General features: G+C 60.7%; 22 protein-coding genes and 2 pseudogenes. 21 read left to right on the forward strand and 3 right to left on the reverse strand.

All coding sequences use genetic code 11. The annotated features are described in order from the left end of the window. Positions 1-200 (reverse strand): annotated as a pseudogene (locus PXK07_RS17650) (hypothetical protein); the annotation flags it as partial. 226 nt (positions 201-426) lie between these two features. On the opposite strand from PXK07_RS17650, the gene PXK07_RS17655 reads away from it, so the two are divergent. From PXK07_RS17655 to repC, 4 genes are all read left to right on the forward strand, one after another. Beyond that, complete coding sequence (locus tag PXK07_RS17655; protein WP_065331700.1) at positions 427-1,335, forward strand: recombinase family protein; 909 nt, start codon at positions 427-429, stop codon at positions 1,333-1,335. 342 nt (positions 1,336-1,677) lie between these two features. Continuing rightward, the gene (repA, locus tag PXK07_RS17660; protein WP_065331699.1) at positions 1,678-2,877 is read left to right on the forward strand and encodes a plasmid partitioning protein RepA; all 1,200 of its coding nucleotides are present in this window, start codon (positions 1,678-1,680) and stop codon (positions 2,875-2,877) included. Beyond that, on the forward strand, positions 2,877-3,845 hold the full coding sequence (repB, locus tag PXK07_RS17665) for a plasmid partitioning protein RepB (RefSeq protein WP_228711381.1): 969 nt from the start codon (positions 2,877-2,879) through the stop codon (positions 3,843-3,845). Before repA ends, repB begins: the two co-directional genes overlap by 1 nt. A gap of 237 nt (positions 3,846-4,082) precedes the next feature. Beyond that, on the forward strand, positions 4,083-5,138 hold the full coding sequence (gene repC / locus PXK07_RS17670; protein ID WP_065331697.1) for a plasmid replication protein RepC: 1,056 nt from the start codon (positions 4,083-4,085) through the stop codon (positions 5,136-5,138). 174 nt (positions 5,139-5,312) lie between these two features. Here repC and PXK07_RS17675 read toward each other — a convergent pair whose 3' ends face one another. Both PXK07_RS17675 and PXK07_RS17680 read right to left on the reverse strand, forming a co-directional pair. Then, positions 5,313-5,825, reverse strand: a complete 513-nt coding sequence (locus tag PXK07_RS17675) for an RES family NAD+ phosphorylase (RefSeq protein ID WP_065331696.1) — start codon at positions 5,823-5,825, stop codon at positions 5,313-5,315. Next, positions 5,825-6,175: an MbcA/ParS/Xre antitoxin family protein gene (locus PXK07_RS17680; protein ID WP_065331695.1), complete on the reverse strand. Its 351-nt coding sequence runs from the start codon at positions 6,173-6,175 to the stop codon at positions 5,825-5,827. The genes PXK07_RS17675 and PXK07_RS17680 overlap by 1 nt, the downstream gene beginning before the upstream one ends. 459 nt (positions 6,176-6,634) lie before the next feature. Here PXK07_RS17680 and PXK07_RS17685 point away from each other — a divergent pair, with 459 nt between their 5' ends. The 17 genes and pseudogenes from PXK07_RS17685 (at position 6,635) to PXK07_RS17765 (ending at position 21,374) form a co-directional block, all read left to right on the forward strand. After that, positions 6,635-7,105 (forward strand): hypothetical protein, encoded by a 471-nt coding sequence (locus tag PXK07_RS17685; RefSeq protein ID WP_065331694.1) that lies wholly within the window; start codon positions 6,635-6,637, stop codon positions 7,103-7,105. Positions 7,106-7,145: 40 nt separating this feature from the next. Further along, positions 7,146-8,084, forward strand: a complete 939-nt coding sequence (locus tag PXK07_RS17690; protein WP_065331693.1) for an ArdC family protein — start codon at positions 7,146-7,148, stop codon at positions 8,082-8,084. Positions 8,085-8,153: 69 nt separating this feature from the next. Continuing rightward, positions 8,154-8,543, forward strand: coding sequence for a DUF3768 domain-containing protein (locus PXK07_RS17695; RefSeq protein ID WP_065331692.1), 390 nt, complete (start codon positions 8,154-8,156; stop codon positions 8,541-8,543). Between the two features lie 154 nt (positions 8,544-8,697). Then, positions 8,698-10,669 (forward strand): annotated as a pseudogene (locus tag PXK07_RS17700) (ParB/RepB/Spo0J family partition protein). Between the two features lie 76 nt (positions 10,670-10,745). Further along, positions 10,746-11,339, forward strand: coding sequence for a hypothetical protein (locus tag PXK07_RS17705; RefSeq protein ID WP_025042408.1), 594 nt, complete (start codon positions 10,746-10,748; stop codon positions 11,337-11,339). Beyond that, positions 11,339-11,992, forward strand: coding sequence for a DUF6927 domain-containing protein (locus PXK07_RS17710; protein ID WP_024099305.1), 654 nt, complete (start codon positions 11,339-11,341; stop codon positions 11,990-11,992). The genes PXK07_RS17705 and PXK07_RS17710 overlap by 1 nt, the downstream gene beginning before the upstream one ends. 124 nt (positions 11,993-12,116) lie before the next feature. After that, positions 12,117-12,443, forward strand: a complete 327-nt coding sequence (locus PXK07_RS17715; protein WP_005668772.1) for a type II toxin-antitoxin system PrlF family antitoxin — start codon at positions 12,117-12,119, stop codon at positions 12,441-12,443. Beyond that, positions 12,440-12,958, forward strand: a complete 519-nt coding sequence (locus PXK07_RS17720; protein ID WP_065331691.1) for a type II toxin-antitoxin system YhaV family toxin — start codon at positions 12,440-12,442, stop codon at positions 12,956-12,958. Before PXK07_RS17715 ends, PXK07_RS17720 begins: the two co-directional genes overlap by 4 nt. Positions 12,959-13,052: 94 nt before the next feature. Next, complete coding sequence (locus PXK07_RS17725; RefSeq protein WP_165610558.1) at positions 13,053-13,217, forward strand: hypothetical protein; 165 nt, start codon at positions 13,053-13,055, stop codon at positions 13,215-13,217. Continuing rightward, positions 13,207-13,359 carry an antitoxin PaaA2 family protein gene (locus PXK07_RS17730; RefSeq protein WP_009820264.1) on the forward strand — a complete coding sequence of 51 codons (153 nt, stop codon included), beginning with the start codon at positions 13,207-13,209 and terminating at the stop codon, positions 13,357-13,359. The genes PXK07_RS17725 and PXK07_RS17730 overlap by 11 nt, the downstream gene beginning before the upstream one ends. Positions 13,360-13,461: 102 nt before the next feature. Then, positions 13,462-17,724 (forward strand): bifunctional class I SAM-dependent methyltransferase/DEAD/DEAH box helicase, encoded by a 4,263-nt coding sequence (locus PXK07_RS17735; protein ID WP_065331690.1) that lies wholly within the window; start codon positions 13,462-13,464, stop codon positions 17,722-17,724. 121 nt (positions 17,725-17,845) lie between these two features. Next, positions 17,846-18,232: a DUF6878 family protein gene (locus tag PXK07_RS17740; protein ID WP_065331689.1), complete on the forward strand. Its 387-nt coding sequence runs from the start codon at positions 17,846-17,848 to the stop codon at positions 18,230-18,232. Position 18,233: 1 nt separating this feature from the next. Further along, entirely contained in the window at positions 18,234-18,695 is a 462-nt protein-coding gene (locus PXK07_RS17745) for a DUF6915 family protein (RefSeq protein ID WP_065331688.1), read from the forward strand. 100 nt (positions 18,696-18,795) lie between these two features. Continuing rightward, positions 18,796-19,098: a hypothetical protein gene (locus PXK07_RS17750; protein ID WP_065331687.1), complete on the forward strand. Its 303-nt coding sequence runs from the start codon at positions 18,796-18,798 to the stop codon at positions 19,096-19,098. A 126-nt stretch (positions 19,099-19,224) separates the two neighbouring features. Next, entirely contained in the window at positions 19,225-19,953 is a 729-nt protein-coding gene (locus PXK07_RS17755; protein ID WP_065331686.1) for a DUF736 family protein, read from the forward strand. Positions 19,954-20,108: 155 nt separating this feature from the next. Next, on the forward strand, positions 20,109-20,645 hold the full coding sequence (locus PXK07_RS17760; protein ID WP_228711382.1) for a hypothetical protein: 537 nt from the start codon (positions 20,109-20,111) through the stop codon (positions 20,643-20,645). 147 nt (positions 20,646-20,792) lie between these two features. Next, positions 20,793-21,374, forward strand: a complete 582-nt coding sequence (locus PXK07_RS17765) for a rhomboid family intramembrane serine protease (protein WP_040610019.1) — start codon at positions 20,793-20,795, stop codon at positions 21,372-21,374. Positions 21,375-21,527: the final 153 nt, after the last annotated feature.

Raw genomic sequence — 21,527 nt, forward strand, 5'->3', positions numbered from 1 at the left:
AAATCCGCGGCACAGGCCGCTTGATCAACGAACAGCTTGCCAACTTGCAAATTCGGCGAGTTAACGTGACAACACCCCGGCTCCTCTTCCATGGGACCGGGCAAGAACCAAAGATCGTCCTCGGACGACTGTTCCACCCCCTCAGCATCGAGAAAGAGAGCGTCCGATTCATCATGAAAGGCAGGCGCTTGAGGCTTCATATGTGCAAAATACTGGATTTTTGCATTTTACCCAAGGGTTTTGTCAGAGTGGACCCACGCTTCTTAGATAGCACGCGCGGGCGATGGTCGGCGAGGGCTCTCTGATCGCGCTCAGCGCAAGGAAACCAAGGGTTTTTGGACGAGCACGACGAGCGAGCACTTACTTGCTTTCGTTTACAAACGGTCATTTAGTGGCGATACCTTAAATTGTAAACGGCTCGTTTTCATGCCCTTGATAGGCTATGCACGCGTATCCACAGAGGATCAGACCCCCCTGCCCCAGTCAGAGGCCCTTCAATCTGCGGGATGTTCCGAGATTTTCGAAGAGCACGCCTCAGGTGGAAATCGTGCGCGGCCTGTGCTTGCCCGCGTGCTGGAGCGAGTTGACAAAGGCGATACGCTGGTCGTCGTTCGGATCGACCGGCTTGCACGGTCCTTGTCGCATCTTCTCGAAGTGATTGAGCGTCTGGAGGCCAAGGGTGCCTTCTTTCGCTCCCTGCAGGACCCCATCGACACCTCATCCCCGCAGGGCAAATTCACGCTGCAAGTTCTGGGCGCTGCCGCCGAGTTTGAACGTGCCCTGATCCGAGAGCGTACCAAGGCCGGCCTTGCCTCGGCACGCGCCAAAGGGCGCGTAGGTGGCAACCCAGGGCTTCGCGCCAAGGACCCCGCCGCGCTTCGCAAGGTCCGGCTGGCGCGACAGGAAGGCTACATGGAGCGTCTGAACGAGACCGCGCAGGATTGGGTGCCCCATGTGCGCCGCTTGCGCCCCGATATGGCTTGGGAAGACGTCCTGCGGATTGTCAATGGCCCCCTGCCGCCAGATCGCCATTGGACCCAAAGCCGCCTGCTCCGCGCCGTGAAGGCGTATGTGCGCGACGGATATCTGCCCAATGAAGTGCTTGGCCGCGCCGGACGCCGCGAAACCAACGATCGCCTGCCCGCAATCGTCGCCGGCATCAAGGGCGCGGACCCAGACATCACTCTTCAGGCAATCTGCGACCGGCTTGAGTCTATGCGTGAGCGCACCCCTCGAGGTCGCACGAGCTGGCAGCCGTCGTCGGTCAAGATGCTGCTCGAACGAGCGGAGCGACTTGGACTAATTTCATCAGAATCGGCTCACTCCCGACTGTAATTAGCAGGGGCTCATCCAACAGAATCTATTGCTCCAGACACCGTCAGAAGGACAATTGTGCCATTGGTTGCATGGGTTTAGCTGAAACCATCCAAACAATTCGGATTGGTGGCTTGAAACGCGATCGTGTCGACTTAATGCAATAAAATCAAACGTTTGCGGCTATCCTGATGCGGCTGAACGTATTGGCGCTGTGGATAACTTTCACACTACATCTAGATTCTTCTTGCCGGACTCACCGGATCGTGGCATTCCCATCCTGACGGCAAAACGCGTCAGATACGCTGTACACCGTCAGAATGACCAAGAGCCTCAACAGAGGCCGAGAGTGGGCGGCAGGATATGGATGATCGTAACGTTGGATACGCGCAAGGCATAGGGTCTTCCGACATCGGAGCATTTGCCGACAATCTGGCTGAGTCTTTGGATCGCCAGATGAAGATCGCTTTCGAGCCCGAAGAACGAAAGTCCCTGCGCCGTTTCAGTTCTACCGAGGTCGCCAGCCTCCTGCGCGTGAGCACATCTAACCTGCGCAACCGGCACAAGGACGGCAGCTTCCCGGAAGTACATACAGACAACCGCGGACACCGGTTCTACACAGCCCAAGAGATTGATGAGTTGCGCGATATTCTGGGGCGCACTGGAAAGAACGCAGAAAACTACCGCCCTGGTCGACGTGAGGGCGATCGTCTCCAGGTGATATCTGTCGTCAATTTCAAAGGCGGATCGTCAAAAACGACAGCAACGATACATCTTGCACAACGGTATGCCTTGCGAGGCTACCGAGTATTGGTTTTGGATCTCGATCCGCAGGCAAGTCTGACCACCTTTTTCGGCTTTCGGCCCGAGCTCGAGTTCGCCGAAGGCGGCACAATCTATGATGCCCTGAGATATGAGGAACAAGTTCCACTCTCAGCCGTCATCCAAAAAACCTACTTCCACAAGCTCGATATGGTCCCAGCGGGCCTAATGCTATCGGAATACGAAACCGAGACGGCAAACGCCCTCGCCCGCCGGGTGCAGCCCATATTTGCGGAGCGTCTCGCCTTAGCGCTTGAGGAAGTAGAGGCGAATTACGACATCGTTCTGATCGACTGCCCACCTCAACTTGGTTTTTTGACCCTTACGGCGTTGGCAGCCTCGACGGGGCTTTTGGTAACCGTGGTACCTGGCATGCTCGACATCGCTTCCATGAGCCAGTTCCTGAAACTTGCTTCGGAAACGGTCAAGGCCGTGGAAGAAGCCATTGGCCGGCGCGTTACCTGGGACTTCGTAAAGTTCTTGATCACGAGATACGAACCGTCGGACGGGCCTCAGACGCAAATGGCAGGCTACCTGAGATCGATCTTGGCCGGACAGGTCATGACTGAACCAATGTTGAAATCTACGGCAATCTCGGACGCTGGTATGACCCAACAAACCGTCTACGAAGTTGATCCGAGCCAATTCATCAGAAAAACGATTGATCGCGCTCTGACCAGCGTGAACGGCGTTGGCGATGAGTTGGAACAGACAATCCAAATGGCATGGGGGCGTCGCTGATGGCCCGAAACATCTTCAATCAGCCACCAAAGGACGAGAAGGAGAGCGCGGCCCCCTCCCCTACCCCACCAAAGGCAGCAAAACTGCCAGGATCTGTTGGCGGATTGCGCGACTCTTTGCGCGAGATTACCGCGAATTCGATCCGTGACATCGAGCCCGACCAGATTGATATGGATGGCCTGCGCGATCGGTTGGTGCTGGAGGATTCCAGTATTGATGAGTTGGCCGAAAGCATTCGCAAGCATGGGCAACAAGTGCCAATTATGGTCCGTCCATCGGCCCAACCGGACAGATACCGCATCATCTACGGACGACGCAGGCTTGCAGCGATCCGCATGGTCGGCGGAACGGTCAAGGCGATCGTTCGAACCTTGGATGATGACGCATCTCTGATCGCACAGGGCCAAGAGAACAACCTCCGACTAGACCCGTCTTTCATTGAGAAATCTCTTTTTATCAAAGAGATGCAGGAATCAGGTTACAAGCCAAACGTCATTCAGGATGCTCTCGGCTTGACACGGCAGGGCGTGTCCAACCATCGCGTGGTCATAGAGCAACTGCCAGAAGGGCTTGTACAGCTGATAGGGCCGGCACATGGCATCGGACGACGGCAATGGGGTGACCTGGCCGCTTTCTCGAAAAAGATAGATCTGGTGAACACGGCCAAAGAGGTGATTGCCGCCCTGCCCGACGACACTCCAAGCGCGGAAAAGTTTCAGGCAGTCTACTCGGCTTGTTCGAACAAGGCACGTAGCGACAAGAAGCAAGCCAACGGCAGCCTAACGTCCGTCGTCAAAGATGCGGACGGTAGCTCTGTGGGAACGCTGACAATCGATCAGAAAACGATCGCCATCAAGATCGCCAAGAAGGACAACCCAGAATTCGGCCAATGGATCGAAGAGCGCGCGGAGGCAGCGCTTTTGAAGCTCTTCGAACAGTGGCGGAATGAGAGCGGCTCTGGGTCCTAACCCAAGCCACACAGAGTAACGCGAGCAGAGGAGAAAAGCGAAGACCAGAAGAAAAGAGCCCCCCAAAGTTTCCCCTGGAGAGCCCTCATCATTCGATTAGCACTCATGATGTAGCAACCTCCAGCAAACCGGTCAAGAGTCACCGATTCGGTGGACGGATTTTTATTGCCTTTTCCTGAGCGAAATCTCGGGAAGAGACTGGGAAGCTGTGGGCCGAACGGTCGTCGTGAACAAACCATGGCATTTACAAAACTATCGATCAGAACCGCTGGTGCTGATGCATCACGCGGCTCAATTTCTGCGGATGAAACCGACATCTGGACCATCTTCAGGGCACTGAGAGATGCACGTAGTGTATTCGGTCTGCGTCCTGGCCATATCCAAACACTTCAAGCCATGCTCAGTTTCTTGAAGCCCGGCCATGGCGAAACGGTTTTCGCGTCCAACGACTCGATTTGCCAGCGCGTCGGCGGAATCGACGAACGGACGCTCCGCAGACACATCAACCGCTTCGTCGAACTCGGGTTCATCAAACGCAATGACAGCTCGAACCGAAAGCGCTACCGCGTTCGCTCGTCCAGCGGGGAATGCATCAGCTATGGACTGTCTCTAACCCCCCTCCTCCAACGCGCGAGCGAGCTTATCGCCATCGCACATGAGATGGATAATAACCGGCGGGATCGGATATTTGTCCGCAAACAGATCCTTACAAAGCTCGCCCATTTGGAAGAGCATGATCCCAGCAACTCATTCATCAACCACGCACGGAGAGCTCTACGCAGGAAGCTGAGCCTGCCCGAATACCACGCGCTGCTCGCTGACACGGACAGAGAATGCCTGAGTTTGAATACACCAGATGACACACCAGAAACTGTGGAATTGCCCGCCAATGACGGACAAACTGTCCGGCACCAATCTAAGTCCGAAGAAGAAAAAAAAGATTTAGATAGCAACATAGGCAATGAAGCTCTGAAACCGGACTTGCTAACCTCAGTCTGCGATCAAGCGACATCGTTCTCCACAGAGAAACTTAGAGACTGGTTGGACATTGAGATACATGCTCGAACACTTGCACCCATGATGGGCATTCACCCAGAAACGTTCGAGAAAGCCAAGAATGCGGTAGGAGCTCAGAAAGCGTCATGCGCGATCTTCATCATGCTGCAACTTGGACAACGCATCAGGGACTTTGGAGCGTATTTTCACAGTATCACCTTGGGCCAACGTCAAGACCAGTTTGATCCAGTGGCTTTGATCAAGCGTCTGTCAAAAACTGCTATGCAAACCGCCTAGTGTCCACCGCGGTGGACGTCTGGCCGGCAACTAGTCCAATGACGCGCGGTCTCTCCACGTGCATCAAAGCGACCGAGCCAAATTACACTAGGGCGATACTGCACGGTCAATCCGTGTTCCTCCGACCCGCCGATGTCCACCGCGGTGGACAGATCAGGCACCAAGTCTCACAACTCACATGCGTGACAGCCGCTCTTCGTCATCCACCACTTCCAAAGAACCTATATTGTCAGTCCAGACCCACAGCACAATATTGAAGTCAGATGATGACGCGCCCTTTGCAAAACTCTGGATCAGAAGCCCCGCGAACCGATCTGCTATGAGGGCGCTTGCCAAATCCTGTGTCGGCACAGGTTGGCCATCGAGCATCTTCATGCGCCATGCAGGGTCGGCAAGCATTGACGCTGTCACACCATACCGATCGAGCCTGTCCTGATCGCGGGTATCGAAAATAGGCCCAAGGTCGGCCTTGTAGGACACCAGGATAGTGGGTTGCAGGCTGCCTACCTGGTTGGCTTCTCTAAGAGCGGTCGCGGGATCCAGCGAGGTGTAGAGGGCAGGGGTGCCCTTGGCATTAAAGCGCCCTCCATAGAGTTCAGCGCCTAGTCCGGACAGAGGTTCACGCGCATAGACCGGGTTCAGGGCGCGGTAGAGCGGCCCTGAGTAGCGTCCATCTTTCAGCGGCATCAGGCAAAGACGCCTGCATCGACCGCATCGATGTATTCCAGAACTTGCTGAGCTTTGCCTTCCTGAACCAGCTGCATGGCTGTTCGGCCATCAAAGCCGGGCAGGGGCTCTGACCGGTACCATGCATAGGCCATCAGTTCCGAGCCGAAGCGGGGTTCGACTTTGTTCAGCACCTCTACCAATTCGCGCAGGCGGCGCTGCGTCTTGTCCGAACCGATGCGGGCTCGCCTCTGCAACGCGTCTTTGCCCAAGCCGACGGTCAATGCGATCTCTTCTGCTGATGTGCGTAGCACCGCGGCGATCTTCCGCGGTTCGAATTGCCCAGCTTCAGCAAAGCTCGTGATGTGCATGATCTGTGCTCCTACAGTGATACTGACGGTATATAGCGGCAATATTGCTGAAATTCAAGTTTTCAGGAAGTGCTGTGCCTTCGTTTCCCATACTTATTCGTAACGCTCCATTACTCAGAACGTCGAAAACCCTGATTTTTGGGCTTGAGAAGTCGCCGTTGGCGCGTTCTTTTCCGATCGAGAACGTCAGATAAGTTATTGATAATATGACAAAGACTGCGGCAGTCGGACCGGAGTTGCCGATATGGCTTGCCGATCTTGGATCGGAACCGGCACTTACTGCATGCAGTCACTGGGGTCCGCGGTGGTGTCGAGCCATTGACAGTTACCTCAGACCAGTTGGCTGGTGGAAAGTGAAAGTGGACTTCGGGTTTTGTGACTGACGGATGAGGGCCTTTGGGGTGCCTCGGACGGGTCCGGGCCGGGTTCCGGTCTGCCGTTCCTGATAAGGGCATTCCCATGCAAATAGGTGTCTTGCGCGTCTTGCGCGCGACCGCTGCCTCCTGGTGGCGGCATAGAGAACTGCGCCGAACTGGCCAGACGGCGCTGGCACAGCAGCTCGAACGCCAGACCGTCCAGCGTGACCTCGGCTATCTCAGGCAGGCGGCGACAATGCCGGACGCGCATGTGATCTGCGGGGAGGGTGGCACTTTCCTGCATCTCGGCTGGACCAACGTTTCGACTCTCACGCCGATCGAGTGCTTTCCGTTGGCCGCCCTGGCAGTCGCACGAGGGACGCCCCTCATCGATATCCGGCCCATCACCGATGTCATCGCCTTCGCGAACCTGCCGCAGGTGAGGCGGGACGGATCGGTCAACCCTGAGCATTCGGGTGCCGGCAGGTCCGTTTCTCTGACCACCTACATCGACATGGTCGAAGAGCTCGGCGCGAGCATCACCAACGATCCACGGCCCTGTCGGTCAACCTAGTCGCCACTCCCTCTCATCAACACTCGAAAGGAGGCCAGCCATGGCCCGATCCCGCACGCCCAAATTCGATGCCTCCGAGGTCATCACCAACGAAATCATCCGCATCATCGAGCGCGGCGTCCTGCCCTGGCGCAAGCCCTGGACCATTGGCGGCAGCTCTCGTCCCCTGCGCGTGGGCGGAGAACCCTACCAGGGTGTGAACAACTTCCTGCTCACCATGCGAACGGTGATGGCGGGCCACAGCTCGCCCTTCTGGATGACGTTGCCGCAGGCCAATGCGTTGGACGCAAAGGTCCGCAAGGGCGAGAAATCCTCTGTCGTCGTCTATTACGGCCAAAGCCGGAAAGACGCGGGCGGCGAGGACGACCGCAGCGATGGCGATGATCGCTCCGAGGAAGCCCGCATCTTCCGCTTCCAGAAAGCCTACCGCGTGTTCAATGCCTGCCAGATCGATGGCCTGCCCGACAGTTTCTTCCCCGACCCGGAGCCCGCACCCGAGCATCCTCCGTCCGAGCCCATCCCGCACATGCAGGCGTTTTTCGACGCCATCGACATCACGACCGTCTTCACGGGGACGGAAGCCTACTATTTGCCACCTGTAGACAAGGTGTTCATGCCATCCATTTCCAGGTTCGAGAACCCGCGGAACTTCTACGGGGTCTGGGCGCATGAGCTCGCCCATGCCACCAAGGCGCGCCATCGGCTGAACCGCGACTACGGCCTCTCGCGCTTCGGCAACACGGCCTATGCCCGCGAAGAGATCGTCGCCGAGCTGACCTCGGTGTTCCTTGGTCAGACGCTCGGCTTTACGGCCCATACGCTCGAGATGAACGCGGCGTATCTCTACAATTGGCTGCGGGTTCTGCGCTCGGACAAGGGCGCCATCTTCAAACACGCCGCTGACGCGCAGCGCGCCTGCGACTACCTGATCGCACTGTCGGAGGCGGGCAGGGCATGGGAGGTCGACCAGGCCGCTTGAGGGGATGTGTGTCGGCAAAGGGAAAGCAGGCTTTGGGAAGGGTGTTTCAACTTCACAGAGGAATGCCCCATGACCAGTACCGCACAACCCCAGACAGACCGCCCGGACTCGAGTGTGATCGCAGCGCAGAACGACGCGTTTCGCAAGCTCGCTTGCCTCGGGGTGCCGCCCGCGCAGCCCATACAGGGCCGCATGCATGTCACCCGCTCGATTATGGAGGCTGGTGACGGCTTCATGGCCGAGGCGGTGAAGGCCACGGGCATGTTCGAGACCTTCGAGCCCGAGAACGATCCCGAAGGATGGCATGATTTCGGGGCGGTCGAGGTCCGCGGCGAGACCGTGTTCTGGAAACTGGATTTGTACGAAGCGGATTCCGACTTCCGCTATGGCGCCGAGGCCCCGGACAATCCCGCCACCACCATGCGCGTGCTGACCATCATGCTGGCGCGCGACTGGTAGGGGAGGGGACACCCCTCCTGACAGCCCAGGCGATGAAGGCCCGCTGACCCCTCAAAGGGAGAGTGGGCCTTTTGTTGTGGTGATCCCTGAAGACGGGGATTGGCCGCGCATCTGAATGCGCGGGCCGCTCCAAACCCACCGAAAAGGAAACGCCATGACCACAAGCTTCAAACCCGTCTCCGTCGCCATCGGCGATCTGGTCTCACATCCCGCCAATGTGCGCAGCAACTCGCCGGAAACCTATGATCCTGAGAACATCGCCCATCTGAAGGCAAGCATCGCCGTTCTGGGTCTCCTGCAGCCGCTCATGGTCCAGAAGCTCGACGGCAAATATGCTGTCCTCGCCGGTGGCCGTCGGCATGCCGCGCTGAAGGAGCTGGTCGCGGACAGGGCCGCGAAAGGCTTCACGGCGAAGGCCAAGATCGACTGCCGTCTTGTGCCAGAGGATTGCGATGTCACCACGGCCCTGTCGCTCGCTGAGAACATCACCCAGGCGCCGATGAATGCCATCGACGAGTTCGAGGCTTTCGCGCGGATGATGGAGGTCGACGACCAGACGCCCGAGACGATCGCAAAGACCTTCGGCACCACGGTGGCGGCCGTGAAAGGCCGGTTGCGCTATGGCCTAATCCACCCCGACATCCGCGCCGCGGCCCGGGCCAAGACGATCACGCTCGACACGATGAAGGCCTTTGCGGAGCATCCGAGCCAGGAGGTGCAGCGCGAAGTCTTCGAGGCGCTCACCAAGGAAGATAGCTACCTGCAGGCCTATACGGTCCGCCAGGCGCTCAAATCCCGCGGCGTGCAGGTCAGTGACGATATCGGGGCCTTCGTGCGCGCGGACTACGAGGCGCGGGGCGGCGCTGTCGCCGCTGACCTTCTGGAAGAGCATTCCGTGCTCGAAGACGCCGCGCTGGTCGAGACCATCCTGCTCGAGAAGCTCGGTGCCGCCGCCGAAGAGGCCCGCATAAAGCTGGGCTTTGCCTGGGCCGATGCCATGGTCCGCTATGATTACGCGACCATGGCCGACTACGGCCGCGTTTATCCCGGCCCGATCGAGCCTGATGAGGCTGCGCAAAAGCGCATCGATGAGATCACCGCCGAGCTTGAGAAACTGCAGCTCGAGATGGAGGATGAGGGGCTCGAGGACGGTGCCTACAACGCGCTTTACGAGCGCGTGGACGCCTTGGAAGAGGAAGCCCGCGACCTGCAGGAGGCCTACAGCGCCGAGGACCTCGCGCGGTCTGGGGTAATCGCGTCCTGGTCGGGCGGGCAGGTGACCCTCCATGTTGGCCTCGTCCGCCCGGAAGACACCGTCAAAAAGGAGGGCGCGCGCGGCTCCTCGGCTAGCCCGACCGGGGAGGAGGCCCCAGACGCCGTATCCGGCCTCACTGGCTGAGGACCTCAAGACCGAGCGAGCCATGGCGCTTGGGGCCGCGATGGCGCTGCATCCGGAAGCTACGCTCGATCTGACGCTCTTCAAGCTGGTGAGCGACGTTCTGGCCAGCGGCATGAGTGTCACGCAGGCGATCAAGATCGATGCCCGCAAGGAATACCGCAGCCATGCCAAGATGGACGAGATCGACGCAACCTCGCGCGAGCAGGTGGCGGCGGCGCATGAGGCGCTGGACCTCTCCTGGCTCGATGACACCCGCGCGCCCGCCGATCAGTTCGCGGCGTTTCGCGCGCTGGAGGCAGGCGAAAAGGCCAAGCTCGTGGCCTATGCCACGGCCAGCACCACGCAGTCCTGCTTCGCGCGGGACCGCCAGCGCGACAGCCTGATGCATGCGTTCGAGATCGAGATCATGCCCGACATCCGCTCCCACTGGACGCCGAATGCGGCGCTCTTCAACCGCTTCAAGAAGGCTTGGCTCCTGAAGATCCTCGGCGAGGATCTGGGTCTCGCCCAGGAGGCGGTGACGCTGGCCTCGTCGAGCAAGAAGGAGATCGTCGCCTTTTGTGACAAGCTCTTCGCCGAGCCCTTCGCCACGCTCACGGACGCGCAGCGCGCTGCCGTGGCCGCCTGGTGCCCGCCCATGATGCAGACAGCCGGTGTCGCCTGTGATGAGGCGGAGCCCGCGGCGGAAACCCCGGAGCCTGACGGCGACATCGCGCAAGCGGCCTGAGTCCTCACGCGACCCGCGCGTGGACCATGCCGCCCGCGCGGGTCGACCCTTCCAAACCGAACAGAAAGACATCCCCATGGCTATTCTCAAGTTCTCTGCCTCCGCTGTTGCGGCGCAAATCGCACATGCGCGTGCCTGCAAGACCTTCCTGCCCAACTGGAACGGGCCCGTGGACAGGCCGGCCCTGATCCTCATCGTCGGCAATGGTGTGCATCTGCGCTCAAACGGCATCGATGGCACGACCACCCGTATCGTTACCACCGAGCAGGCCGATCCCTCCTTCGCCTTCGCCGACGGCATGAACCCGTTTCGGGACACCGACTGGATGGCGCAGCGCCGCATGGCGTTTCGCGATCTGACCGGCCAGTTTTACACCGACATCCTGGATGACGTGCAGGTGCTCATCGACCGGGGGCGAGGGGCCATCCGGCTCGCCACCGATGGCCACAGCATCCGCGTCTTCGTGCGCCGGGCCTCGGACTATCTCATCGGCGGGACCTACGAAGTGCCCTCGGGCCTCGGTGGCACCTTCAGGGTCATCCTCAAGGATGCCTGCGACACCTTTGCGATCGTGCAGAACTGTGGCAATTGCGAGGATTTTGACGCCATGCAGCCCTACCGCGTGCCGCTCGATGCGCTGATGGAAATCGATGACCGGAGGGCGGCGTGATGGGTTGGCTCTTCTACACCGACGGCCGCGTCCAGACCTACGCGGATGAGAAAGCGGAGATTGCTCGGCTGTGCACCTTCGAGGGCGAAAGGCGCAAGACGGAACTGGTCAAAGCCTGCAAGGTGGGTTCGACTTGGTACGCGGCGGCAAAGGTCACAAATATCGACGGCACCCCTGTCGAAGACACGACCTATGTCACCGATGCGGATGGCTCCATCACTTTCGCCGCCGTATTCCTTACCCGATATGATGACGGCTGCTGGGGCTACAAGGACATGGAGGAAAGCGCGGGACCGGTCGAATCCCGCGCGCCACTGAGCCTATTGGCCCTGCTGTCCGAGCTGAAAGACCCAGACAGCTATGCTCATGCCTGGCGCCAGCGCTGCCAGGACTGGGCTGCGATCCCGGACTACGAGGAAGGCGACAAGATCAAGCTCGCCACCCCTGTGACGCTCACCGATGGCAGTACCTGCCAGATTGTCACCGCGACCCACTACAGGCGTGGGCGGCAAAAGCGCCGCTGCTACCGCATCGAGGAAACTGGTGGGCTCGTACGCCTGTCGAAGGCCTCGCTTGCGGGCTCGGAGCTGCTCAGCTCCACGAAAGGTGCGGCTAGCCCGGTGCTGGCGGAGTTCCTGGCGGGGCGAAATTAGGTCCTGCGCCGGACGGTTCATCGACCTGCCCGGCGACAGCAGATGCTGCGGCTTGTCTTGACAAGGCAATGCAAATGCATTACCTATCGCGGGCAGCAAAGCCCCTTTTCTTCAGGAGACTGCCATGACAGCCCTCGCACAAGATGTCTCGAAGCTCACGGATCGGTATCAGACGACCGTGCCGGCGGGTGTGCGCAAACAGCTCAAGCTGGGCAAGGGCGACCAGATTCGTTACTGCACCGAGCCGAGTGGCAGGGTCTATATCGAGCCCGTGCGCAGCGACGAGGAAGATCCCGTGCTCGGAGCCTTTCTCGATTTTGTCGAGGCCGATATCAAGGCGCATCCGGACCGCATTCGGGCTTTCGATGGGGCTTTGCATGACCGTCTTGCAGCACTGGTCGGAGACGTTGATGTCGATCTCGATGCGCCGCTATCGCTCGAGGATGAATGAGCGGCGATAGCGTGCCCGCCCAAGCGCCCCTTGTCGTGAATGGATGGTCGATTTATGCGCACCCACTCTTTCTGGACCAGCTCGAAGGGCTGGTCGAGGAGGTAGAGGCGCGTAAGGCTCGCGATCCCAAGACCTGGCACAAGAAAAACCCGACGAAACGGCTGGCCGCCATCTTCAAGCTGGTCACCGAGGCCATACCTGCAGATCCGGGTGCCGCCGCCTTCCGGCAAGGCGGCACACTCGGCGATCACCGCAAGCACTGGTTCCGGGCGAAATTCTTCCAGCAGTATCGGCTGTTCTACCGGTTCAACAGCGATGCGAAGGTCATCGTGGTGGCATGGGTGAACGACGACAAGACCCTGCGCGCCTATGGCAGCAAGACGGATGCCTATGCGACGTTCAAAGGGATGCTGGAAGATGGCAATCCACCTGACAATTTCGACGCGCTCTTGAAAGAAGCAGCGGCGGCGAACAAGCGGTTCGAGACGTCCCTTGAAGCGGCGCCCGATCGGTAAGTGGGCCAGCTTGCTGTGACCCTTTGGCATTATCGTTTACGACGCCCCGCTGGTAGATGTAGCATCGGCTGATAATACGGTCGGAGAAAGCACAATGATTGAGGCGGAAAAGGATAGGCAGCACCTCGGGCTAGAGGAGCAATGCGCGCCTGACCTGACGGGGCACCGTTTCCCAATTGCTGTGCACATTGCAGACATGCCCGATGACCTCGGCAAGCTGCTGGATATCGGGCTCGAGGAGCATTTCCGTGGCGGCTGATGTCAATTCGTATGACGCGTGGTTTCGCGCGAAGGTGCAGGCCGCGCTGGAGGAGGAATGCACGGGAACATCTCAAGTTCAGGTGATGCAGGCCGCACAGGCATTGATTGATGCGAAACGGGAGGTCGAACCCAAGTCCTGACCAAGCCTTGGAGGTCAGCGCAGTCTGACCCCCGTCACCCTGAAAAGCGAAAGTGGGCTTTTGTCCTTTGGAACTCAGACCCTGATCCAAAGGAAAATCCCCATGTCCAAACCCAAACTGGCAAACCCGGCTCTCGCAATCTCCGAAGCCGATCTCGCCTCTGCGCTAGCGCTAATCGGCGCGGAGTTCGACCACCAACCCCTGCGCAGCTCAGCGCTCGCGCGCATCATGCGCGAGACGTTTCATGGCAGCGATGCCGGCGGTGCCTGGGACTGGCGCATGGCCTATGACCTGATGCAGGCCGCGGCCGTCCAGGTGCTGCTGCGTGGGGCCGACGCGGCAGGTGACATCGCTGCTGCAAAGCTGCTTGCCTCACGGCTGCTGACGGAAACCCGCCGGTCAGAGCAGCAGATCCGGCTGCAGCAGTTTTCCACGCCAATGCCATTTTCCGCCTTGGCTGTGCGGGCGGCTGCGGTCCGCAAGGGCGAGACCGTTCTGGAGCCCTCGGCTGGCACCGGTGCCCTGGCAGTTTTCGCTGCCCGGGCCGGTGCCACCCTTGTGCTCAACGAGATCGACCCCTTTCGCCAGAGCCTTTTGCGCGCGGTCTTTGGCGGCGATGTGACGGGCCATGACGGTGAGCATATCGACGATCTGCTGCAGACGCCGGTTCTACCCGACGTCGTGGTGATGAACCCGCCCTTTGCCTCCTCGGTCGATCGCTCGCGAGACAAGCACATCGCTGCCAAACATCTCATTGCGGCCGCGAAGCGCCTGGCACCCGGTGGGCGGCTGGTGGCGATCATGCCGCCGGGGTTCAGCCCCGAACGTGATGGCGCGCATTGGTCGCGCGCCTGCGGTCTCCTGACGCCGCGACTGGCGTTGACGATACCGGGGCAGGTCTACCGCAAGCTCGGCACCTCGGTGGAAACCCAACTGATGGTCTTCGACAAGGTGCAGGAGGACGGCGAGATGATCCGCGCCGCGGTTCAGGATCTGGAGGAAGCCCTTCCTTTTGTTGACACCATGGCCGCAAACCGGCCTGAGACGCGCCCAGTCCAACGGGCGGCGACAAACCCTCATGCGCGATCGGTCGGTCCACTACTTGTCACGCGCAAGCGCCCAGTTGCCAAAGTTGCGGCGTCCAACGCTCAGACCAACGCCGCCATACCGCTCACTTTCACAAGCCTTGAGGCCCCGCGCGACAACACGCCCGTCTCGGACATCTATGCGCGCTACCGTCCGCAGCGGATCGAGATCGCGGGTGCGCAAGAACATCCCACGCCGCTCGTCGAAAGCATCGCCATGGCCTCGGTTGCCCCGCCCATGCCCTCAAACACGGGCAGTGATGACTTGCGTCTGCCCGCCAGGCTGATCGAGGAGGGACATCTCTCAGAGGCACAGCTGGAAACCATCATCATGGCGCATGATGCCCATGGGCGTGATTTGCCAGGCCGGTTCACGATCGATGACGACCAGACAAAGCTGACGCGTGCCGATGATGACCCGTATGCGTGTCACTATCGCCTCGGGTATTTCCTCGGCGACGGCACCGGTTGTGGCAAGGGCCGCGAATGCGCGGGGCTCATTCTCGTGAACTGGCTTTTCGGGCGCAGGAAGGCGATCTGGGTCTCCAAATCCGCCACGCTTATCGAGGACGCGATCCGCGACTGGACCGATCTCGGCGGCTCGCCTGCCGACATTCAGCCACTTTCCAAATGGAAACCCGATCAGCCCGTCCCGATGGGCGACGGAATCCTCTTCGTCACCTACGCCACGCTGCGGTCCGCGGGCAAATGCGGTACCACGCGACTGAGCCAGGTTCTCGACTGGATGGGTGAAGACTTCGAAGGCGTCCTCGCATTTGATGAAGCCCATGCCATGCAGAATGCGGCAGGGTCCGAGCAGGGCAGGGGGGTCAAACCCTCCCAGCAGGGCCTTGCGGGCCTGCGGCTGCAACTGGCCGCACCGCGTGCCCGCGTCTTCTACATCTCGGCCACGGGTGCCACGAGCGTGCACAACCTGGCCTATGCCGCGCGGCTGGGGCTCTGGGGGCAGGGCCCCGAATACCCCTTCCCGAGCCGTGAGAGTTTCGTCTCGGCAATGGAAGCCGGCGGCGTGGCTGCCATGGAGGTGGTCGCGCGCGATCTCAAGACGCTTGGCCTCTACACGGCCCGCGCCCTCAGTTTTGATGGGGTGGAGTATGACGTACTCGGACACGCGCTCACCCCGGCCCAGATCGAGATCTACGATGCATACGCGGGTGCGTTTCGGACGATCCACCACAATCTCGAGGCGGCGCTGACGGCGACCGGTGTCAACGATGCCTCGGGGGAGACCAACGCCTCCGCCGCACGTGCCTCGGCCAAGTCCCGTTTTGAGAGCACGAAGCAGCGCTTCTTCAATCATCTGCTGATGGGCATGAAGGCACCGACCATCATCCGCGCGATCGAGGATGATCTGGCAACGGGCCACGCGTGCGTCATCCAGGTGGTTTCGACCGGCGAGAGCCTGCTGAAACGTCGGCTTGAAACGATGGACGCGGAAGACGAGCTCGTCGAGGGTGCCTTGACGCCGCGCGACTATGTTCTGGGCTACCTGGAACAGGCCTTCCCGATCCATGCGCAAAAGCTGGTCGAGATCGACGGTAACATGGTGGCGGAACCCTTGCGGGATGAGACCGGCGCGCTCGTTGTCTCGCGCGAGGCGCTCGCCCTGCGCGATGCGGCCATGATGGAGTTGATGACGCTGGCGCCGATTCCCTCGGCGCTCGACCAGATCCTCTGGGCCTTTGGCGACGAGGCAGTGGCCGAAGTGACAGGGCGGTCTATCCGGCCCCTCAAGGCCGAGGATGGCCATCTCTTCATCGAAAAGCGCGCCGCCAGCAGCAATTCCTCCGAGACCCAGGCCTTCATGGATGGCGAGAAGGATATCCTGATCTTCTCGGATGCGGGTGGCACGGGCCGGTCCTACCATGCGGCCCAAATGGCGAAGAACCAGAAACGGCGGCGGCACTATCTTCTGGAGCCCGGCTGGCGCGCCGATGCGGCCATCCAGGGGCTCGGGCGCACGCATCGCTCGGCGCAGGTCAGCGCGCCCTTCTTCCGGGTCTGCACCTCGGATGTGCATGGCGAAAAGCGTTTCACCTCGACGATCGCCAAGCGCCTCGACCAGCTAGGGGCCTTGACCAAGGGTCAGCGCGAGACCGGCTCGCAAGGCATGTTCCGCGAGGAGGATAATCTGGAAAGCCCGATCGCACGGGCAGCTTTGCGTGGGTATTTCGCCGATCTAGCCGCCGGGCGCGCCGAGGCGATGAGCTTTGAGAGCTTCACCGACTGGACGGCCCTGCGGCTGATCGACAAGGACGGGGTACTGCTCGAGGAGCTGCCGCCGATCCAGCGGTTTCTGAACCGGGTGCTTGCCCTTCCCATCCACATGCAGAACGCACTCTTTGCGGAGTTCATGGCGAGAATATCCGATCAGACGGAACGGGCGCGCGCGGCGGGCACGCTCGATCTCGGCGTCGAAACCCTGCGCGGCGAAAACATCGAACAGGTCTCCACCGAAGACCTCTGGACCTGCCCGAAATCCGGTGCGGTCACGCGGATCATCGGGCTCGAGGTGACGGACCCGGTCCGTGTGCTGTCGGCGGATGGCGCCCTGTCGCGCAACCCCGACAAGCTGCCGATGGTCAATCGCGCCTCCGGCCGCGCGGCGCTCATCTCGGCGCGGCCAATGCAGATGTATGACGAAGATATCGTCACCCTCATGCGCAAGGCCGTGCGGCCCAACGGGTCGAGCTATCTCGAGGAGGTGCGTTTCGCGTCCTCGGCCTGGGAAGAGATCGGCAAGCCCGAGTTCTCACGGCTTTGGGATGCCGAGGCTGCGTCCCTGCCGAATACCACCACGACCAAGCTCTACCTGCTGACCGGGCTGCTGTTGCCGATCTGGAAGGACATTCCGACCACGAATGAACGCATCTTCAGGGTCACGCCTGACGGGGCAACCGCGATGATTGGGCGCACGCTGAGCGAAGAAGGGGCGGCCGCGCTGCGCGCCCGCTTCCTCGTCTCCAACCCGGAAACACCGCAAGAGATGCTGACCGCCGCCCTCGGCACCACCGCACCGGTCGATCTGGGCCGGGGTCTCACCCTGACCCGTCGCCGTGTCGCAGGCGAGATACGCCTCGAGCTGGGCGGTGCGGATCTGGGTATGATCGAAAGCCTCAAAGCGCTTGGCTGTTTCACCGAGATCATCGCCTTCCAGTTGCGGGTGTTCCTCCCGCATGGGGACGGTGTCGACACGGTCAGCATTCTGGCCCGGATCGTTGGGCAGGGAACCACCAAGGCGGCAGAACAAGCCGCCTGAAAAGCCAAAGCGGGCTTTGGGTCGGGCGTCGCGGATCGGGGTTTGGCCGGTCTGCGCTTTCCGGGCCCGCGCTGACCAATGCGACGCCTGGCCCCCCAACTTCTGACAAGAGGACAGACCCATGACCAATCCCCAGATCGACTATGCCGCAATGGCGGCTCAGTGGCGCGCCGAGCGCGAAACCACCCTGAAAGCAACCCGAGCGGAACTGATCGCGCAATTGCGCGCGCTTGGCATCAACGAGGTCACCGCCGAATACGAAGGCTATGGCGACTCTGGCAATGTCGAGGACGTGAATGTGCAGCCTGCGGAGGTCAAACTGCCGGAAGCGCTTGTCACCGCCGTGGGCGATTTCGCCTGGTCACTCGCCTATCACCATCATCCGGGGTTCGAGAACAACGAGGGCGGCTACGGCACGCTGACCTGGGACATTGCAGCAGACAGCATCACCCTCGATCACGCCGACCGCTATGTCGAATGCTCGCACAGCTATGACGAGGGGCTTTGATATGGCGCATCCGCTTCATCATGCCGAAAGCTCGGCCCGAAAATTCGGCGGGGTGCCGTCTGACTATCAGGCCATCCACGATTGGTTCGATGCCTCGAAAGAGCACCTGGCGCTCTTCACGCACAGGGCGCTTCGCCACCATACCCAAGGTCTGTTCGATGCTGAACGTGTCTTCGGTCTGACCCTGACCAATAGCGCAGGTCGGGACATCCCCGTGCGCTGGATCGGCGAGCAGCATATCCGTGAAGACTGCCAAGGCCGTATCCCGAGTATGGCGGACTGGCTGCGACGCATACAGCCTGAGCCATGGATGGCCAATGGCCATATCGAGCAGCACCTCAGCGGGGAGCCCTGCGGTGATCCAAGGGTTGCCTGGGCCTCCGAGGTCGCCGCCGGACGAACGGTTCTTGGCCTGAAAGATTGGATGGCGGCGCGCGCGACGCAAGCCACGCAAAGCGCCTGACAGCTCTCGGTCGTTTGCCCAACGAATGCTGCGCGTAAGCCCTGTTGGACGACCGGGCTTCTTGCGTCGTTTCCCCACTATTGTTCTTGAGGAGGAGTGCATGACACTCGAAGATATCAAAGCGGCCGTCGATGCCGGGCAGACCGTGCACTGGGCCAATACCGGCTACGTTGTCCACAAGGACCGGCTGGGTCAGTACCTGATCACCTATGTGCTGAACGGCAGCTGCATCGGCCTGACCGACAGGGGCGGGCAAAGGTTGAACGGGGAAGAGGCGGAGTTCTTCCTCGCGCGATCGGAGGACGGCGCGGAAAATCCTGGCAGCCAATCAAGACCACACGGGCAGGGGAGGGGCGTAGCACCCGGAGGCGCGGGGGCACATCCACTCGGACGGCAGCGCTGAGCCGGGGGCGGGGCATAAAGGGAAAGCAAGCTTTCTGATTTGTGACCCTAGGAGGGGTCGAGAAAGCAATCCCGGATGCGCTGGCAAGAACGTCAGGCACTGGCCAATCCAAGAAGGAACTATCCCATGTTCGCAGGAACCCTCACCCGCAACGTCGAGACCGCAGCCGCCGAATACACCGGCATGATCCATTCGACGCGCTTTGACATCGCCATCCAGCTCGAGGCACGGGCCAAGATGTCCGCGCGCAGCCCGGATTTTGACGTGACGGCCGTCAACAAATCAGGCCGCAAGGTGCGCATCGGCACGGCCTGGAACGAGACCGGCAATACCAGCGGTAACCCCTACATCTCGATGCAGATCGATGTCGGCTTGGGTCCGTTCCGGGTCAACGCGGTGCAGACGAACGAGGCGCGCGCGGCCCAGAGCGGCGCGTTCGAGATCATCCCGCTGGTCTCGAACGGCCTGATGAAATCCGGCTCGATCTCGGGCGAGCTCACCGCCATGGACGCCGACAACGCCTTCACCGGCTACATCGCCAACATGATGTTCGATCTGGAGTTCATGCTGATCGAAAACAGCTACAAGACCGAGGAGACCCACCCCGACTACCGGATCGAGGTCAGCTCGCCCCGGGGCACACCGATCCGCGTCGGCTCGGCCTGGATGGCCAAGAGCAGCCGCACGGGCAATGACTACCTGTCGCTTCTGATCAACACGCCCGATGGCGACCTGCGCGTGAACGCCGTGCAGAACGAAGAGCAGCGCGGTGGCCAGACTTTCTCGATCATTCCGTTCATCGACAGCGGTGATCAAGCGCAAGACGCGGGCGCGGGGCTGTCGCTGGTTGCCTGATCAGCGCGCGGGGTGAGACGATCTGAACCGAAAGGGGAGCCGTGGGATCACGGTTCCCCTTTTTCCATGTCCGTTTGCGTCAAGGACGCCACCCGCTTGCGATCTGCTGACTATGATATACGATAATATATTATTGAATGGACAAGGGTAGGCGCATGGTGGCGAGACTGGGAAAAGCTCCGTGGTTCGAGAGCTTTGATGTAGACGCAGAGGTTGCAGAGCTTCTTGCTCATATCGAGCGTTGCACCGGATTTGCGCTGCCTGAACGACAGCGTGATGTCCTCATGACCCATGCAAGGGCAAAGCTCGACAGGACAAGGCAGGCAGTTCTGGAGGCCAAGGCTGCGGGAAAGCCGGTGTCCACATCGCGCCGCGCCTATCTGACCGACCTGCAGGACACGATCTTCATGGCGATCCCGGAAGAGAACCTCGCGCGGATGCTTCTGAGCGAGCAGGTTGTGAACGATCCATCATTTTACGCGGACGCCATGCACCGTGCCGCTGCGATCAGCGAGGATGAGCTATTCATGGCGCTGTCCTCTTCGCTGAAAGACATGACAGTTCAAGACGCCCGCGCGTTCGTCTCCAAACTTTGGCACGGCACGATTGACGACAATGCCCGCAAATATGCCGAAGCGTTGAAGCGCCCCGAGCGTGAAATCATGCCGCTGCGGCCTGGGAACACCGTGTAAGATCGGAGCCATTCTCTTGGCTTGAGCACTACCGAGGTTGGCCGCCGCGACCCCCTTTCCCGGAGGTGGCACCCTGTGCAGCGCGCGAAAGCCGTTGAAGGCGCTGTGGGGACGACTACTGTCGCCAACATGATGAAACGGGATCACATGCGCGTCTTCTTCCGGCGAACCGCGGCGCTTGCCGCCTTTGTCGCGCTGCTCTGGGCGGTTCAGGTTGTCAATTGGATCACCGGTTACGGCCTGAACCCGGCCTTCGGCCTGATCCCCAGGCATGGCAGCGGGTTGGATGGTGTCATCGCTATGCCCCTCCTGCATGGGAGCTTCTCGCACCTGATGGCCAACACGCCGCCGCTCCTGGTGATGGGTGGACTGCTGGTGGCAACAACCACGCGAGCCTTGCTGTCCGTGAACGCCGTGGTGATCGGCCTTGGGGGCGGTCTCGTGTGGTTGTTCGGCGGCTCGGCGATCCATATCGGTGCGTCGGGGCTGATCTTCGGCTGGTTTGGCTTCCTCATCGCGCGCGGTCTTGTGGATCGCTCCCCGATCACGCTGGGCGCGGCACTGGTGGTCGGTGTCCTCTATGGCTCTATTATCTGGGGCGTTCTTCCGGGCCAACCCGGCGTGTCGTGGGAGGCACATCTCTTCGGCGCCATCGCGGGCGCGGGCGCTGCGTTCCTAATCCGAACGCATGTACATGCGCCGCGCCTCGGCGGCGTCGATCTGAACTGAAGCCGTACGCCAGACGTGGTCGGCCCCGAACTGCCGTTTATCCTTCAATCTGATTGCCGCATTTGCAGCCCGCAAAGCGGAGAGGCTGTGTGGAAACTGGCTGGTGTTGCCCAGCTTTCCCCGAGTTTGGGTCTTGGAGCGTGATTTGCCAAT

The organism is Phaeobacter sp. QD34_24, assembly GCF_028890115.1.
Lineage (GTDB): Bacteria > Pseudomonadota > Alphaproteobacteria > Rhodobacterales > Rhodobacteraceae > Phycobacter.